General features: G+C 72.8%; 11 protein-coding genes and 1 pseudogene. 2 read left to right on the top strand and 10 right to left on the bottom strand.

All coding sequences use genetic code 11. The features are described 5' to 3' along the window. A pseudogene (locus tag ABH937_RS31350) lies at positions 1–94 on the top strand (ATP-binding protein); the annotation flags it as partial. 66 nt (positions 95–160) lie between these two features. Here ABH937_RS31350 and cimA read toward each other — a convergent pair. The 4 genes from cimA to ABH937_RS31330 all read right to left on the bottom strand — a co-directional run bounded on the left by cimA (position 161) and on the right by ABH937_RS31330 (position 5,138). Next, the gene (gene cimA / locus ABH937_RS31345) at positions 161–1,771 is read right to left on the bottom strand and encodes a citramalate synthase (protein ID WP_280687328.1); all 1,611 of its coding nucleotides are present in this window, start codon (positions 1,769–1,771) and stop codon (positions 161–163) included. A gap of 388 nt (positions 1,772–2,159) precedes the next feature. Continuing rightward, positions 2,160–3,272, bottom strand: coding sequence for a branched-chain amino acid aminotransferase (locus tag ABH937_RS31340; protein ID WP_370220187.1), 1,113 nt, complete (start codon positions 3,270–3,272; stop codon positions 2,160–2,162). A 136-nt stretch (positions 3,273–3,408) separates the two neighbouring features. Further along, positions 3,409–4,446: a 3-isopropylmalate dehydrogenase gene (locus ABH937_RS31335; RefSeq protein WP_370220185.1), complete on the bottom strand. Its 1,038-nt coding sequence runs from the start codon at positions 4,444–4,446 to the stop codon at positions 3,409–3,411. Between the two features lie 59 nt (positions 4,447–4,505). Continuing rightward, positions 4,506–5,138 carry a Uma2 family endonuclease gene (locus tag ABH937_RS31330; protein WP_370220184.1) on the bottom strand — a complete coding sequence of 211 codons (633 nt, stop codon included), beginning with the start codon at positions 5,136–5,138 and terminating at the stop codon, positions 4,506–4,508. 26 nt (positions 5,139–5,164) lie between these two features. Here ABH937_RS31330 and ABH937_RS31325 point away from each other — a divergent pair, with 26 nt between their 5' ends. Continuing rightward, positions 5,165–7,657, top strand: a complete 2,493-nt coding sequence (locus tag ABH937_RS31325) for a YfhO family protein (RefSeq protein WP_370220183.1) — start codon at positions 5,165–5,167, stop codon at positions 7,655–7,657. On the opposite strand, the gene ABH937_RS31320 is transcribed toward ABH937_RS31325, so the two are convergent. The 6 genes from ABH937_RS31320 to ABH937_RS31295 form a co-directional block, all read right to left on the bottom strand. Continuing rightward, positions 7,608–10,952, bottom strand: coding sequence for a S8 family serine peptidase (locus ABH937_RS31320; protein WP_370220182.1), 3,345 nt, complete (start codon positions 10,950–10,952; stop codon positions 7,608–7,610). The two genes, ABH937_RS31325 and ABH937_RS31320, sit on opposite strands and share 50 nt — an antisense overlap. A gap of 119 nt (positions 10,953–11,071) precedes the next feature. Further along, on the bottom strand, positions 11,072–11,239 hold the full coding sequence (locus ABH937_RS31315; protein ID WP_280687334.1) for a hypothetical protein: 168 nt from the start codon (positions 11,237–11,239) through the stop codon (positions 11,072–11,074). A gap of 311 nt (positions 11,240–11,550) precedes the next feature. Then, on the bottom strand, positions 11,551–13,143 hold the full coding sequence (serA, locus tag ABH937_RS31310; protein ID WP_370220188.1) for a phosphoglycerate dehydrogenase: 1,593 nt from the start codon (positions 13,141–13,143) through the stop codon (positions 11,551–11,553). A gap of 291 nt (positions 13,144–13,434) precedes the next feature. After that, positions 13,435–14,430: a ketol-acid reductoisomerase gene (gene ilvC / locus ABH937_RS31305; RefSeq protein ID WP_280687335.1), complete on the bottom strand. Its 996-nt coding sequence runs from the start codon at positions 14,428–14,430 to the stop codon at positions 13,435–13,437. A gap of 100 nt (positions 14,431–14,530) precedes the next feature. After that, on the bottom strand, positions 14,531–15,064 hold the full coding sequence (gene ilvN, locus ABH937_RS31300; protein WP_280687336.1) for an acetolactate synthase small subunit: 534 nt from the start codon (positions 15,062–15,064) through the stop codon (positions 14,531–14,533). Between the two features lie 25 nt (positions 15,065–15,089). Further along, on the bottom strand, positions 15,090–16,943 hold the full coding sequence (locus ABH937_RS31295; RefSeq protein WP_280687337.1) for an acetolactate synthase large subunit: 1,854 nt from the start codon (positions 16,941–16,943) through the stop codon (positions 15,090–15,092). Positions 16,944–17,149: the final 206 nt, after the last annotated feature.

Here is a 17,149-nt window from a genome sequence, read left to right as displayed (position 1 = left end):
CCCCATCATCACCCTCGACGCCCGACGCCGAGACAGCGCCAAAAGCGCACTCATCACACTCGTCGAACACGCACTCCTCGCCCGACTGCGATGACGCGGAATCGGGGACCCCGCGGTGCGGGGTCCCCGAACTCTCGTCGCTCCACCGGCTGTCGCGGCGTCAGTCCTGCGGCGTCAGGCCGGCCTTGAGCAGGATGGACGTGTACGCGTCCTCCAGGGCGTGCCAGGAGGCGGCGATCACGTTGTCGGCGACGCCGACCGTGGACCAGCTGGCGACACCGTCGGTGGACTCAACCAGCACCCGGGTGCGGGAGGCCGTGCCGTGCTGGCCCTCCAGGATCCGGACCTTGTAGTCCACCAGCTCCAACTTGGCCAGCTGCGGGTAGATCCGCTCCAGGGCGGCGCGCAGCGCCTTGTCCAGCGCGTCCACCGGGCCGTTGCCCTCGCCGGTGGCGACCATCCGCTCACCCTTGGCCCAGATCTTGACGGTGGCCTCGTCGCCCGCCTTGCCGTCCGGCAGCTGCTCGCTGATGGTCCGCCAGGACTCCAGCGCGAAGAACCGGGCCCGGCTGCCGTGCACCTCGTCGCGGAGCAGCAGCTCGAAGGAGGCGTCGGCGGCCTCGTAGGTGTAGCCCAGGTTCTCCAGCTCCTTGACCTTGGCGACCACCCGGCCGACCAGGTCGCGGTCGGTGGACAGGTCGTAGCCCAGCTCCTTGCCCTTGAGCTCGATCGAGGCCCGGCCCGCCATGTCGGAGACCAGCATCCGCATGGTGTTGCCGACCAGCTCGGGGTCGATGTGCTGGTAGAGGTCCGGGTCGACCTTGATCGCGGAGGCGTGCAGGCCGGCCTTGTGCGCGAAGGCCGAGACCCCGACGTAGGGCTGGTGGGTGGAGGGGGTCAGGTTGACCACCTCGGCGATGGCGTGCGAGATCCGGGTCATCTCGGCCAGCTTGCCGGCCGGCAGCACCCGGCGGTCGTACTTGATCTCCAGCGCGCCCACCACCGGGAAGAGGTTGGCGTTGCCGACCCGCTCGCCGTAGCCGTTGGCCGTGCACTGCACGTGGGTGGCACCCGCGTCGACGGCGGCCAGCGTGTTGGCGACCGCGCAGCCGGTGTCGTCCTGGGCGTGGATGCCGAGCCGCGCGCCGGTGCTCGCCAGCACGTCGGCGACGATCTCGTGCACCCCGCCCGGCAGCATCCCGCCGTTGGTGTCGCAGAGCACCACCACGTCGGCGCCGGCCTGGTGGGCGGCCTTGACCACGGCGAGCGCGTACTCGCGGTTGGCCCGGTAGCCGTCGAAGAAGTGCTCGCAGTCGATGAAGACCCGGCGGCCCTGGGCCTTGAGGTGGGCGACGCTGTCGCGGACCATCTCCAGGTTCTCGTCCAGCGTGGTGCGCAGGGCCAGTTCGACGTGGCGGTCGTGGGACTTGGCGACCAGCGTGATCACCGGCGCGCCGGAGTCGAGCAGGGCCTTGAGCTGCGGGTCCTCGGCGGCCTTGCCGCCGGCCCTGCGGGTGGCGCCGAAGGCGACCAGCTGTGCGTGCCGCAGCTCCAACTCGGCCGCCGCGCGGGCGAAGAACTCGGTGTCCCGGGGGTTGGCACCCGGCCAGCCGCCCTCGATGAACCCGACCCCGAAGTCGTCCAGGTGCCGTGCGATGGTCAGCTTGTCGGCCACCGTGAGGTTGATCCCCTCCCGCTGCGCGCCGTCGCGCAGGGTGGTGTCGAAAACGTGGAAGCTGTCGTCGGGATGACGAGTACTGCCGTCGGTCATGGCCCTGGTATCTCCGTTCGGGGAGAGTCTGCTGCTGCCGGATCCGGTCCTGCCGGTCCACACTGTCCACTGTCCCGCGCGCCACCCGGAAGCCGCCGCCCGCCTGGTGGGCGGTGCCGGTGCTCCAGGTCCTGCCCGACCGGCGCGAGGTGGGCTCGGCGGGGCAAAACAAAAGACCCCTCGCGGGTGCGAGAGGTCTGCGCGCGGGTCGTGTGACGCTGTGGTCGTCCCGCGGGGTCTACTGCGGAACGGTCACTGCGGACCGGCGCGCCTGCTGCTAATAATCATCGCGAGCGAGGACACGTTCGCAGTCTGGCACAGGATCCGCCATGTGACCTCCCCCGTCCCGGATCCCGAGACGGGGGAGGTCCTCCGGACGGCCTATTGCTCAGGCGATCGGGTGCAGCCAGCCGTGGGTGTCCGCGACGGTGCCGCCCTGGATGCCGAGCAGGCGCTCGCGCAGGCGCATGGTGACCGGGCCGGGCTCGCCCTTGCCCACGGTCCAGTCGGCGCGGGCGGACTTCACCGAGCCGACCGGGGTGATCACGGCGGCGGTGCCGCAGGCGAAGACCTCGGTGAGGGTGCCGTCGGCGTTGCCCTGCTTCCACTCGTCGGTGGAGATCTTGCGCTCCTCGGTGGCGTAGCCGAGGTCGGCGGCCATGGTGAGCAGCGAGTCGCGGGTGATGCCGGGGAGCAGCGCACCGGACAGGGCCGGGGTGACGATCCGGGCGTCCTCGCCCTCGCCGAAGACGAAGTAGAGGTTCATGCCCCCCATCTCCTCGATCCACTTGTGCTCGGCGGCGTCCAGCCAGACCACCTGGTCGCAGCCCTGGGCGGCGGCCTGCGCCTGGGCGACCAGGGAGGCCGCGTAGTTGCCCGCGCACTTGGCCGCGCCGGTGCCGCCGGGAGCGGCCCGCACGTACTCCTCGGAGAGCCAGACCGAGACCGGCTTGACGCCGCCGGGGAAGTAGGCGCCTGCCGGGGAGGCGATCACGATGAAGAGGTACTCGTTGGCCGGACGGACCCCCAGGCCCACCTCGGTGGCGAACATGAACGGCCGCAGGTAGAGGCTCTGCTCGGCCTCGGTCGGCACCCAGTCCCGGTCCTGCTGGACCAGCAGCTCGACGGCCTTGACGAAGGCCTCGGCGGGCAGTTCGGGCATCGCCAGCCGGCGGGCCGAGGACTGGAAGCGGGCGGCGTTGGACTCGGGCCGGAAGGTGGCGACCGTGCCGTCGGGCTGGCGGTAGGCCTTGAGACCCTCGAAGATCGACTGCCCGTAGTGCAGCGTCATGTTCGCCGGGTCCATCTCCAGCGGGGCGTACGGGGAGAGCTGGGCGTCGTGCCAGCCCCGGCCCTCGGTCCAGCGGATGGTGACCATGTGGTCGGTGAAGATCCGGCCGAAGCCGGGGTTCGCCAGTCGGGCCTCGCGCTCCGCCGCGGACAGCGGGTGTGCGGAGGGCTTGAGCTCGAACGTGATGGGCGCCTGGGTGGGCGTGGTCATGGCTTCTGTCCTTCACCGTGGGGTTGGTCAGGGCCGCTGAACCGCCATCCGGAAGAAGAACGCATGACGGCACGGCCCACTGTTGATAGTCGCATCTAAGGGGCCGTGCCGAACAGCTGTGGTGTGAACCGGCCCGTCAGCCGGATACTCGCGCGACGAGCGCGTCGCCCACCTCGGTGGTGCTGCGGGTCCCGGTGCGCTCGGCCAGGTCGGCGGTGACCGCCGCCTCCACCTTCGCGGCCTCGGCGGTGAAACCGAGGTGGTCCAGCAGCAGGGCGACCGACAGCACGGTGGCGGTCGGGTCGGCCTTGCCCTGGCCGGCGATGTCCGGGGCGGAGCCGTGCACCGGCTCGAACATCGAGGGGAACTCACCGGAGGGATTGATGTTGCCGCTCGCCGCCAGGCCGATGCCACCGGTGACGGCGGCGGCCAGGTCGGTGAGGATGTCGCCGAACAGGTTGTCGGTGACGATCACGTCGAACCGCTCGGGCTGGGTGACGAAGAAGATGGTCGCCGCGTCCACGTGCAGGTAGTCGGTGGCGACCTCGGGGAACTCCTGGCCGACCTGCTGGAAGATCCGGGTCCACAGGTGGCCGGCGTGCACCAGCACGTTGTTCTTGTGGACCAGCGTGAGCTTCTTGCGCGGGCGGGCGGCGGCGCGGCGGTAGGCGTCGCGGACCACGCGCTCGATGCCGAAGGCGGTGTTGAGGCTGACCTCGGTGGCCACCTCCTGCGGCGTCCCGGTGCGCAGCGAACCGCCGTTGCCGACGTACGGGCCCTCGGTGCCCTCGCGGACCACGACGAAGTCGATCGCCGGGTCACCGGCGAGCGGGGACTTCACGTTCGGGAAGAGCTTGCCCGGGCGCAGGTTGATGTGGTGGTCGAAGGCGAACCGCAGCTTCAGCAGCAGCCCGCGCTCCAGCACGCCGGACGGGACGGACGGGTCCCCGATGGCGCCGAGCAGGATCGCGTCGTGCGTCTTCAGCTCGTCCAGCACGGTGTCGGGCAGGGTCTCCCCGGTCGCGTGGTAGCGGCGAGCGCCCAGGTCGTACTCGGTGGTCTCGAGCTTGACGTCGGCGGGGAGGGCGGCGGTGAGCACCTTGAGGCCCTCGGCCACGACTTCCTGGCCGATGCCGTCACCGGGGATCACTGCGAGACGAAGGCTACGAGACATGGGGGGAACGGTACTCCGGGGTCTCGGAGGGTGACACCTGGCGTCCAGAATGCGGACGCCTAGGAGAGCTTGATGTCGAGCGGGAACGGGTGATCGATCGTCAGGCGGTCGTGGAAGATGCCGGTCGGGACGTAGCTGTTGGTGGCCGGGTCGCGTTCGTAGGTGTGGACGACCGGGCTGCCGTCGTCGCACTCGACTCGCCAGAGGTAGCGAATGCCCGCGGCGGCGTACTTGCGGTGCTTGGTGTGGCGGTCGCGCTCCACCGACTCCTCCGAGACCACCTCCACCGCAACCAGCACGTCCTCTGCCCTGAGCCAGGTCTGATCCGGGCCGGTGATCGCCGACCGACGAGCCACCGCGAGATCCGGCGACGGCCGGTTCTGCCTGCCCAGCACCACGGAGAACTCGCGCAGAACGTCCCACTCCGCCGGGATCGCGGCGAGCAAGCCGTCCTCCAGCGCACGCAATGTGATCATGTGGAAGCGGGTCTGCGGAGCAGGGAAGATCAGCATCCCGTCGAGCAACTGCGTGTGCCGAGGCAACTCGGGGAGCCGATCCGGATCCTCCGATGTCCAGCCTTCGACCGGCGGCCGCAGCCAGTCGGGAAACGGCTCCGCACTCCTGTTGTCTCCCATGCAAAAGATTCTGACGGTCCACTTCAGGCCACCCGGCGGGTCCTGAGCCGGAATCACCCGAACGTGTCCCGGATGATGTCGCTATGCGGGAGAGGCGAGCGGCCCTCGGGGCGGCAGGGCTTGCGATAGGGGCGTACGCGCTGGCGCTCGCCGCGCGCGGGGCGTATCCGTTCGGGCACGGGCCACGGCCCGGGAGCCGGCTGGTCGAGCAGGTCGTCCCGCTCTACGCGCACCTGTGGGACCTGCTGCGCGGGCAGGGCGGCGGGGACCTGCTGGTCAACTGGAACAGCGGGTACGGGGTGCCGTTCCCGCCCGATCTGGCGACCGACCTGCTGAACCCGTTCTCACTGCTGGTCGTCCTCTTCCCGCGCGACCAGGTGGGCCTGGCGGTCTTCCTCACCACCCTGCTGAGCATCGGGCTCGGCACCGCGCTGATGACCGTCTTCCTCGGCCGGCTGCACCCGGGGGCGCCGTGGCTGCGCGCCCTGCTGGCCACCGGCTACGGGCTCTGCGCCTGGGTGCTGGTGGACGGGGTGGAGCAGCCGGCCTGGCTCTGGGGGCTGGTCTCGCTGCCGCTGCTCTGCCTGGCCTTCGACCGCTGCCTGCGGCGGACCGGCTGGCCGCTGGGCGCGGCGGCGGTGGGGCTGGCCTGGGTGGGCGACTTCTACACCGGGGCGACCGCCTCGCTCGGGGCGGGCCTGGTCCTGGTGTTGCGGCTGCTGCTGGACCGCAGGCCGGTGCGGGAGCGGCTGCGGGTGCTCGGGCGGGCGCTCGGCATGACGGCGGTCGGGATCGGCGCGGCGGCGCCGGTGCTCTGGGTGACCTTCGAGGCGGGGCGGGACGCGGTGCCCGGCCTGGTCCTCCATCCGAACACCCCGGCCCTCACCGACTACCTGACCCAGCTGCTGCCCGGTGGACTCACCGGCCGCGCGCTGCCCAACGTCTTCGTCGGCGTGCCGGCCCTGCTGCTGGTGGCCGCGCTGCCGTTCACCCGCGGGGTGCGGGTGGCTGAGCGGGTGGCCTGGCCGCTGGCGTTGGTGCTGGTCGCCGTCTCCTTCGTGTGGCGGCCGACGATCCTGCTCTGGCACGTGTCGAACGCGCCGCAGGGCGATCCGTACCGGTCGACCTATGTGCTGAGCGGCCTGCTGGTGATGGCCGCCTGGGTCTGCCTGGCACACCGGCCGACCCCGCTCGCGCTGGGCGGCGGGGTCGCCCTGCTCGCGCTGCCCGCCGCGCTGACCCAGGGCCATGGATCGGCGCGGCCGGTCACCTGGGTGCTGCTGGGGGTCGGCGTCCCGGTGGCGGTGGCGGCGTTCTGGGGGCTGCGGCACCGGCCCGGGGTGGCGATGACCGTGCTGAGCTGCGCCGTCTTCGCGGGCACCGCCCTGGCGGCGTACTCGGTGCTCGGGGCCCGCGAGGAGCCGGCCGGCGGGGAGTCGGCCGGCGGGGCGGCGGGGCCGGTCGGCGCGCAGCTGCGCGAGGCCCGCCGGGTGATCCAACGCGCGGACGACTGGCCGGCCTCGCGCACCGACCCCGGACCGCACGTCTTCACCGGCAACGACCCGATGCTGCTGGGCGGCCAGGGCGGCGGGTACCGCAGCGACTACCTGCCGCAGGCCACCGCGCAGGCCCTGCACGACCTGGGCGCGGGCTCGCTGCTGCAGGGTCGGCAGACGCTGAGCCCCGCCGATCCGGTCGGAGCGGCACTGTTCGGGGTGACCACCTCGCTGCAGCCCGACCTGACGGTGCGCCAGGCGCCGGCGGCGCCGCTGGTCACCGTGCACGCCATCGGGCCGCTCGACAGCTCCTCGGTCTGGACCCGGCAGCAGGAGCTGCTCGGGGCGACGGTCTATCAGGTCCCGCCGCTGGATCCGGGCACCGGGCCGAACGCGCCGACCGATCACGGCCGCAGCGGCTGGTCGCTGCCCACCACGGCGCCGGGCAGCGCCGGGACGGTGCTCAGCGCCGGCTGCGCCCCGGGGCGCGCAGCGTACCTGTACGCGCCCTACCTGGCCGGGCAGGTCAGCTGGCCGGGCGGCTCGCTGGACGCGCACGGGGAGCAGGGCGCGACGGCGCTGCCGATCATCGCGCTGGGCCCGGTGCCGGCCGACGGGGTGGTCCGGGTGACGGTGCGGGTCGAGCTGGCCACCCAGGTGCCGGCCGCGCCGTTCGGCTGCCTGGACCCGGCGGCGCTGGCCGAGGCCGTGCGGCAGCTGCGGGCGCACGGGGCGGTTGCGGTGGCCGCCGGCGGGCACGCGATCTCGGCGCGGCTGGCACCGGGCAGCACCGGGATCGCCGTGCTGGCGGTGCCGGCCGTCCCCGGGTGGCGCTGCGCGGTGGACGGCGGCCCGGCGGCGCCGGCCCGGTCGGTGGCGGGGCTGATCGCCGTGCCGCTGGGCGCGGGAGCCGACCGGCTCGGCTGCTCCTACCGGCAGCCGGGCCTGGCCCAGGGCCTGCGGGTCGCGGCCGGGGCCCTGGGGGTCTGGGTGCTGGTGACCGGCTGGGCCTGGTGGCGCCGCCGGGCGGTCAGCCGGCCGGCAGGGTCAGCAGCTGGGCCCGCCGGCCGTCCGGGTTGAGGTGGTGGACCAGCAGCAGGCGGGCCGGGCCCGGGGCGCTGCGGCGCACCTCCAGCAGCGTGCCCGGGAACTCCGGCTGGACGATCGCGCTCGGGCCGGCCGGCCCGACCCGGATGTCCAGCGCGGGGTGCAGCGGATCGATCTCCAGGGCGGGGTGGCCGGCGCTCAGGCCGATCGCGGAGAGCGCGTGCGCCGGGTCGGGCGCGGCGCCGACCTGACCGGTCCAGACGGCGTAGCGGATCCGGCCGCCGGCGGCCGGGAACCTGGGCAGCGCGGCAAGCCGGATCGGCAGCACGACGGTGTCGCTGTCCAGCAGATCGGTGTCGGTCTCGCCCCAACGGGCGTTCAGCGGCTGGACGTCGAGCTGGCGTCCGGTGCGGGCGTCCAGCAGCCGGGCCACCAGGACGTCGCTGCCGGGCAGCCGGTCGGCCAGCACCAGCGCGTCCGGCACGCCGTCCCCGTCGGTGTCGAGCGCGGCCCGGACGGCGACGGCCGCCACCGGGGCGGCCGCCGGGGCCCAGCTGGTGGCGGCGAGGTAGAGGGTGGCGTCGGCGGCGCCGGTGGTGGGCGCGTCACTGGCCGCGCCGACCGCGCGCAGGTCGGCGGCGCGGTCGAGCGGCTGGGCGGCGCAGGAGGCGTCGGTGCCATGGCCCGCGCGACCGTCCGGGGCGCGAGTGTCCGAGGAGTGGCCGCCGGGCGGGCAGTCGGGCCGGCGCTCGCCCTCACCGCCCAGCTCGAAGGCGCTGACCAGCGAGGCGATCCCGGCCCCGGAGCGGGCCGGGGTGCCGATGACGGCGAGCCTGACCGGCCCGGATCCGGAGCCGCCGACCGCCGTCGCGGTCAGCTCGGAGGCCGGACGCGGAGCGGCGAGCAGCGGCACCCGCAGGACCGGGGAGCCCGCTGCCGCCTCGGGTGTGAGCAGCAGCTGCCCGGAGAGCTCGCCCCGGTAGCTGCGGGCCCGGCCGCCCTGGGTGAGCGCGATGCTCGGGTCGGGGGCCCGGTCCAGCGGGCCGGCCGCCCGCAGGGTGACCTGGACCCGCGCACTCTGCCCCGGCGCCACGGTCAGCCGGTCTGGCGTCAACTCGAAGCGCGCACCTGGCAGTTCGGTGGCCGCCTGATAGCCCGTCCGGTAGGCGAGCGGCGCGCCCGACAGGTTGCGCACCACCACCTCGCGGGTCGCTGCCAGCGGGCCGGTGACCGGGAGGGGGCCGAACGAGAGCCCGACCTGCCCGGCGTCCTCGGCCGCGTAGGCGACGGCGGGGGTGGCGACCGCGAGGTCGGCGCGCACCCGCCCGGCGCCGGCCCGCTCCGGGCCCAGCACCACCCCGGCCTGCCCGGGGGCGGAGCGGACGTCGGTGGCGGTGTTCATCAGCGCGGCCTTGACCTCGGTCACGCTCCAGTCCGGGTGCACGGCGCGGACCAGCGCGGCGATCCCGGCCACGTGCGGGGCGGCCATCGAGGTGCCGTCGTCGCGGGTGCCCTGGCTGCCGCTGCCGGCCTTGGCCGACCAGATGGTCTCGCCCGGCGCGGCCAGGTCGGGCTTGACCACGCCGGCCTGCCCGAGGCCGCGCGAGCTGAACCGGGCCACCGTGTCGACCCGTTCGGGCTGGTCCTGGGCGACCGCGCCGTGCAGCGGGTTGCCGGGGGCGGCCAGCTCGACGGTGACCTCCCCGGCGGCGGCCGCCTGCCGCAGCGTGTCGCCGTCCGCCCGGGCCAGGATCGCCTCGGGGATCCGCTCGTCGCCGCTGATCTCGCCGAGGTGGTCGCCGTCGGCGGCGAGCAGCACGCCGACCGCGCCCGCCTCGGCCGCGTGGTCGGCGCGCGGGGTCGAGCCGCAGGCCCGGTCGGCGTCCGCGACCGTCCAGTCGAGCAGCGCCACCTTGCCGCGCAGCCGGGCCGCGTCGGCGGGGGCGAACGGGGCGCAGCCGTCCAGGTCGGCGGCGGGGCGGCCCAGGCTCGCGCGCACCTCGGCGCTGCTCCAGCCCTGGTAGCGGGCGCTCCAGTGGGAGGGCAGCAGGCCGGCCAGCGCCGGCGGGGCGAGCACCCGCAGGCCGTCCGCGTCGCCGTGGCCGCCGACCGAGGCGGCCACGGCGATGGCGCGGGCGGCCACCCCCGGACTGCCGCCGACCCCGTAGACGTCACCGTCGTTGCCGGCCGAGGCGACCACGATGGTGCCGGCCTCGGCGAGCTTGTCGGCGGCCAGCGCGTCGGCGTCGCCCGGGTCGCCGAAGCCGCTGCCGAGCGAGAGGTTGACCACGTCCAGGTGGTCGGCGAGGTCGCCGTCCTGGTTCGGGTCGGCGGCCAGGTCGAGGGCGTGCGCGAGCTGGTCGGTGGAGCCCTGGCAGCCGAACACCTTGATCGCGTAGAGGGTGGCGCCGGGCGCGGCGCCGGGGCCGACCCGGAAGGCCGCCGGGTCCAGACCCGGGCGGTAGGGGCCGTGGTAGGTGCGGCCCTGGGCGTCGACGCCGTAACCGGCCACGGTGCCGGCCACGTGGGTGCCGTGGCCGTTGCGGGCGCAGTCCAGCGGGTTGGCGTCGGGGTGCGGGACGGGCTGGTGGCCGGGGGCGGCCGGGTCGGGGTCGTAGTCGTCGCCGACCAGGTCCGCACCGCCGGTCACCTTGGCGTTCGGGAACAGCCCGGCGGGCGCGGGCTTGGCGGGGTCCACCGAGCGGTAGGCCGCCTCGGTGCCGGGGCCGCCGAAGTCGGCGTGGGTGTAGTCGATGCCGCTGTCGATGATGCCGATCCGTACCCCCGCGCCGGTGCTGCCGGTGCCGCCGGGCGGGCCGGCCCAGACCGCCGGAGCGCCGGTGAGCGGGACGGAGTGCGCGTTGGCACGCTGCTTGAGGGTGATCGGGTGGACCGCGCGCACGCCCGGCAGCCGGCGCAGCGCGGCGAGTCGGGCGGTCGGGGCGTTCACCGCCAGGCCGGTGAACAGGGTGCGGGTGCGGTAGAGCACCAGCACGTCCGGGTCGACCGCGTGCGCCAGCCGCTCCAGCGCCCTGTCGGCCCGCGACCGCGCCGCCCGCCCCGCCGCGGCGGCCGCCTGCCGGGCCCGCTCCGGGGTGCTCCGATCACGCCGGGCAGTCTCGGCGGCCCGCCGCCAGGCGGGGGCGGCGGACTCGGTGTCCAGTTCGAGCAGCACGGACTGCCGCTCGGTGGCGCTGCCGGCGACGCCGGGCAGGGGGGCCGTCGGCAGGCCGGCGGCCGGCGCCGCGGCGAGCACGGTCGGGCCGGCCAGCAGGCCGAGGGCGAGCAGGACGCTGAACAGCGGGCGGCGGGGCGATCGGATACGCACTACCTCAGGATCATGCCTGCCCGCCGCCGCCGGTCCGGTTTCTGACCGAGCGTCAGGCCAATGGCCCAACGCCGGCACGCAACGTCAGCCGGTCGGCGGGGCCGCACCGGCGGACCCGCTCAGTGACCGGTGACCCCGCCGTTGTCGCGGCGGTCGAGCGCGCGCTGCAGCGCGGCGGCGGCATCGGCCGAGGTGTGCGGCTCGCTGCGGCGGCGGCGCCGGCGCGCGGGGGTCGCGGTGGGAGAGGTGTGGTCGCGGTGGCTGAGCAGGTCTGCGGTGGGGGGCATACCGGGCTCCTTGGTCCAGGGAACGCCGAACGGCGTCGGGTACGGGAGGAGGGGGGTACGCCTGGCGGGGATCGCCCGCCACGCTGCGTACGGCACGCACGGCCGCCTGCCCGGGCCGGCTGGTGGGGCCCTTGGACGGTGGCTACTGGTGCGGCCATTTCAAGGTACGCCCGCGCACGGCGGCTGTCTCTACATGTAGTTGGATTTCCTAGTATCTGAGACGAGGCTCACTCGAACGCCCCCTGAGCTGGGCGGACGCAGCGGAGCCCGGACCGCCGACAGCGGTCCGGGCTCCGGTGGTTGAGCAGGTGTCAGCCCAGGTCGACCGAGCGGGCGAACTTGGCGCCGATCTCGGTGGCGATCTCGGCGAGCACCTCCTGCGGGATCTCGGAGTCGACCGTGATCGAGGCCAGCGCGTCCTGGGTCTCGCGGTCCCGGGCCACCTGCATGCCGGCGATGTTGATGTCGGCGTCGCCCAGGATCCGGCCCAGCGTGCCGACCACGCCGGGGCGGTCCTGGTACTTGAAGAAGGCCATGTGGTCGGTGAGCGCGACGTCCACGTCGAAACCGTCCACGCCGACGATCTTCTGCTGCTGCTTCGGGCCGGACAGCGTGCCGGAGATGGCGATGTCGCCGCCGTCGGACAGGGTGCCGCGCACGGTGATCACGTTGCGGTGCTCGGGGCTCTCGCTGCTGGTGGTCAGCCGCACCTCGACACCGCGCTCCTGGGCGAACAGCGGGGCGTTGACGTAGGACACCGTCTCGGCCACCACGTCCTCGAAGACGCCCTTGAGCGCGGAGAGTTCGAGCACCTTGACGTCGTGCTGGGTGATCTCGCCGCGGACCTCGACGTCGAGCCGCACCGCGACCTCGCCGGCCAGCGCGGTGAAGATCCGGCCCAGCTTCTCGGCCAGCGGCAGGCCGGGGCGCACGTCCTCGGCGATCACGCCGCCCTGCACGTTGACCGCGTCCGGGACCAACTCGCCGGCCAGCGCCAGGCGCACCGACTTGGCGACCGCGATGCCGGCCTTCTCCTGCGCCTCGTCGGTGGAGGCGCCCAGGTGCGGGGTGGCCACCACGTTGTCGAAGGTGAAGAGCGGGGAGTCGGTGCACGGCTCCTTGGCGTAGACGTCCAGGCCGGCGCCGGCCACCCGGCCCTCCTTGAGGGCGGCGGCGAGGGCGACCTCGTCCACGATGCCGCCGCGGGCGGCGTTGACGATCCGCACGGTCGGCTTGACCTTGTGCAGCGCGTCGTCGCCGATCAGACCGATCGTCTCGGGGGTCTTCGGCAGGTGCACGGTGATGAAGTCGGAGACCTCGAGCAGTTCGTCCAGGGAGAGCAGCTTGACGCCCATCTGGGCCGCGCGGGCGGCCTGGATGTAGGGGTCGTAGGCGACGATCTTCATGCCGAAGGCGGACATCCGCTGGGCGACCAGCACGCCGATCCGGCCCAGGCCCACCACGCCCAGCGTCTTCTCGGAGAGTTCGACGCCGGTGTACTTGTTGCGCTTCCACTCGCCCTGCTTGAGCGCCGAGTTGGCGGGCGCGATGTTGCGGGCCACCGAGATCAGCAGGCCGCAGGCGAGTTCGGCGGCGGTGACGATGTTGGAGGTCGGGGCGTTCACGACCATCACGCCGGCCTTGGTGGCGGCGGCGACGTCCACGTTGTCGAGGCCGACGCCGGCCCGGGCGACCACCTTGAGCCTCTTGGCCGCGGCCAGCGCCTCGGCGTCGATCTTGGTGGCCGACCGGATCAGGATGGCGTCCGCCTCCGCGATCGCGGACAGCAACTGCGTGCGGTCGGCGCCGTCGCAGTGGCGGACCTCGAAGTCGGGGCCCAGGGCGTCGACCGTGGCCGGCGACAGCTCTTCGGCGATCAGTACCACGGCGGTCTTGGATGTCACAGCGCTCACGACAGTTCGGTCCTTACTGTCCGGTACTCCCCCACTCCCACGGACACGTGGGTGGCGTGGCCGGTCGAAGAGCCGGCGGGGCGAGGGGGATAGGTGGCATGCCGCGTAGATAGACGCACGACGCTGTGGGCCTGACGCGCACTCGAAGTGTATCGACGTACAGGGGAGTTGCCTGTGCCCGCGCGGCGAAATCACCCGCACGGGACCAGACGGCTTGTACAGCGGGGGCAGGCTGTGCCTTAGTGGGCAGAGCCTGCCCCCCGGGCAACGCGGGTTGACGCCTCAGGCGTCCTTGACCCAGCTCATGAGCTTGCGCAGCTCCTTGCCGGTGGTCTCCAGCAGGTGCTCGGAGTCGGCGGTCTTGTACTCGTTGTACTTGGGCAGACCGGCCTTGTACTCGGCGATCCAGGTGTTGGCGAAGGTGCCGTCCTGGATCTCGGCCAGGACCTTCTTCATCTCGGCCTTGGTGTCGGCGGTGATGATCCGCGGGCCGGTGACGTAGTCGCCCCACTCGGCGGTCTCGGAGACCGACCAGCGCATCTTCTCCAGGCCGCCCTCGTACATCAGGTCGACGATCAGCTTCAGCTCGTGCAGGCACTCGAAGTAGGCGATCTCCGGCTGGTAGCCGGCCTCGACCAGGGTCTCGAAACCGGCCTTGACCAGGGCGGCGGTGCCGCCGCAGAGGACCGCCTGCTCGCCGAACAGGTCGGTCTCGGTCTCCTCGGTGAAGGTGGTCTTGATGACGCCGGCCTTGGTGCCGCCGATGCCCTTGGCGTAGGACAGCGCCAGCGCGAAGGCACCGCCGGTCGAGTCCTGCTCGACCGCGACGATGCACGGCACGCCGCGCCCCTCGACGTACTGGCGGCGCACCAGGTGGCCCGGGCCCTTCGGGGCGACCATGCAGACGTCGACGTCGACCGGGGGCTTGATGAACCCGAAGCGGATGTTCAGGCCGTGGCCGAAGAAGAGGGCGTCGCCCGCCTTCAGGTTCGGCTCGATGGCCTCCTTGTAGACGTCGGCCTGGATCGGGTCCGGCACCAGGATCATGATGACGTCGGCCTCGGCGGCGGCCTCGGCGGGCGTGACCACGCGCAGGCCCTCCTCCTCGGCGGCGGCGCGGGACTTGGAGCCCTCCAGCAGACCGACCCGGACGTCCACCCCGGAGTCGCGCAGCGACAGCGCGTGGGCGTGGCCCTGGCTGCCGTAGCCGATGACCGCGACCTTGCGGCCCTGGATGATGGACAGGTCGGCGTCGTCTTCGTAGAACAGCTCGGCCACGGTGGAACTTCTCCTTGCGTTGATCGCGTCGGTGCTCCAGCTACCGTACGCGCAGGTGATGGGGGTTCAGCGGAGGCCGCTCAGAGGGTGAGACGGCTGATCAGGCGCTGCGGTCCAGGGCGCGCAGCGAGCGGTCGGTGATCGACCGGGCACCGCGTCCGATGGCCACCAGGCCCGACTGCACCAGCTCCTTGATGCCGTACGGTTCCAGCATCTTCAGCATCGCCTCGAGCTTGTCCGAGCTGCCGGTGGCCTCGATGGTCACGGCATCCGGCGAGACGTCCACGGTCTTGGCGCGGAACAGCTGCACGATCTCGACGATCTGGGACCGGGTCTCGTTGTCGGCCCGGACCTTGACCAGGACCAGTTCCCGCTGGATCGCAGCGGACTGGTCGAGTTCGACGATCTTTATCACGTTGATCAGCTTGTTGAGCTGCTTGGTGACCTGCTCGAGTGGCAGGTCCTCGACGTTGACCACGATGGTCATCCGGGAGATGTCCGGGTGCTCGGTCGGGCCGACGGCGAGGGAGTCGATGTTGAAGCCCCGACGGGAGAACAGCGCGGCGATGCGGGCGAGCACGCCGGGCTTGTTCTCGACCAGGACGGAGAGGGTGTGCTTGGACATGGTGCTCATTCCGTGGTCGAAGTCGAAGGGGCGGTCAGTCGAGGTCGTCGCCGAAGTCGGGACGCACGTCCCGGGCGAAGAGGATCTCGTCGTTGCTGGTGCCGGCCGCCACCATCGGCCAGACCATCGCGTCCTGGTGGACGATGAAGTCGACCACCACCGGGCGGTCGTTGATCTCCATCGCCTGCTTGATCACCGCGTCCAGGTCCTCGGGGCGCTCGCAGCGCAGGCCCACGCAGCCCATCGCCTCGGAGAGCAGCACGAAGTCCGGGATCCGGGTGCCCTGCGGCGGTGGTGCCACGCCGTCGTGCTCGGGGCCCGCGTGCAGCACGGTGTTGGAGTAGCGCTGGTTGTAGAAGAGGGTCTGCCACTGGCGGACCATGCCCAGCGAACCGTTGTTGATCACCGCGACCTTGATCGGGATGTTGTTCAGCGCGCAGGTGACCAGCTCCTGGTTGGTCATCTGGAAGCAGCCGTCGCCGTCGATCGCCCAGACCACCGAGTCGGGCACGCCCGCCTTGGCGCCCATCGCGGCCGGGACGGCGTAGCCCATGGTGCCCGCGCCGCCCGAGTTCAGCCAGGTGGCCGGCTTCTCGTAGCTGATGAACTGTGAGGCCCACATCTGGTGCTGGCCCACGCCCGCCGCGTAGATCGCGTCCGGGCCGACCAGCTCGCCGATCCGCTGGATCACCTGCTGCGGCGACAACTCCCCGGCCGGGGCCGGCTCGTAGCCCAGCGGGTAGGTCTTCTTCCACTCGTTGAGCTTGACCCACCAGTCGGTGTAGTCGCCCTTGCGGCCCGCCTCGTGCTCGGCCTGCACCGCGACGATCAGGTCGGCCAGCACCTCGCGGGCGTCACCCACGATCGGCACGTCGGCCGGACGGTTCTTGCCGATCTCGGCCGGGTCGATGTCGGCGTGCACGACCTTGGCGAACGGGGCGAAGCTGTCCAGCTTGCCGGTCACCCGGTCGTCGAAGCGGGCGCCGAGGGTGAAGAGCAGGTCGGCCTTCTGCAGCGCGGTGACCGCCGGGACGCTGCCGTGCATGCCGGGCATGCCCAGGTGCTGCGGGTGGCTGTCGGGGAAGGCGCCGAGCGCCATCAGCGTGGTGACCACCGGGGCGCCGGTCAGCTCGGCCAGGATCCGCAGCTCGGCGGTGGCGTTCGCCTTGAGCACGCCGCCACCCACGTAGAGCACCGGCTTCTTGGCGTTGACCAGCAGCTTGGCGGCCTCGCGGATCTGCTTGGCGTGCGGCTTGGTGACCGGGCGGTAACCCGGCAGCGAGGTCTCCACCGGCCAGCGGAAGGTGGTGGTGGCCTGCAGCGCGTCCTTGGCGATGTCGACCAGCACCGGCCCCGGCCGCCCGGTGGCGGCGATGTGGAAGGCCTCGGCGATCACCTGGGGGATCTCGGCCGGGTCGGTGACCAGGAAGTTGTGCTTGGTGATCGGCATCGTGATGCCGCAGATGTCCGCCTCCTGGAAGGCGTCGGTGCCGATCGCCTTGGAGGAGACCTGGCCGGTGATCGCGACCATCGGGACCGAGTCCATGTAGGCGTCGGCGATCGGGGTGACCAGGTTGGTCGCGCCCGGGCCCGAGGTCGCCATGCAGACGCCCACCTTGCCGGTCGCCTGCGCGTAGCCGGTGGCCGCGTGGCCCGCGCCCTGCTCGTGGCGGACCAGGATGTGGCGGACCTTGACCGAGTCCATCAGCGGGTCGTAGGCCGGCAGGATCGCGCCGCCCGGGATGCCGAAGATGGTGTCGGCGCCCACGGCCTCGAGCGAGCGGACGAGCGACTGCGCGCCGGTCATCGTCTCGACGACCTGGGGGGCGTCCGCGGACGGGGCGGCCGGGTGGTCCCCGCGGCGGGGGGATGCCGTGTGCTCAGTCATCTGCCTGTCTTCTTTCGCCGGGCGACTGTCCGTTTCAGTCCATTTTCTGGCGAAACGAACTGGCGTTACAACGGTGTTCGGAGGATGTTCACGTCGTACGAGTGCAACAAAAAACCCCTCGTGCCCAGGGCATGCGAGGGGTGGCGCGTCGGCCAATCGTGAGTCGGGCACAGTAGCCCTGGCTCAGCCGACGCGCCCGCCAAGTA

The sequence above is a fragment of the Kitasatospora sp. GAS1066B genome (genome assembly GCF_041262605.1).
Classification (GTDB): domain Bacteria; phylum Actinomycetota; class Actinomycetes; order Streptomycetales; family Streptomycetaceae; genus Kitasatospora.
This window is presented reverse-complemented; position numbering and strand designations above follow the sequence as displayed.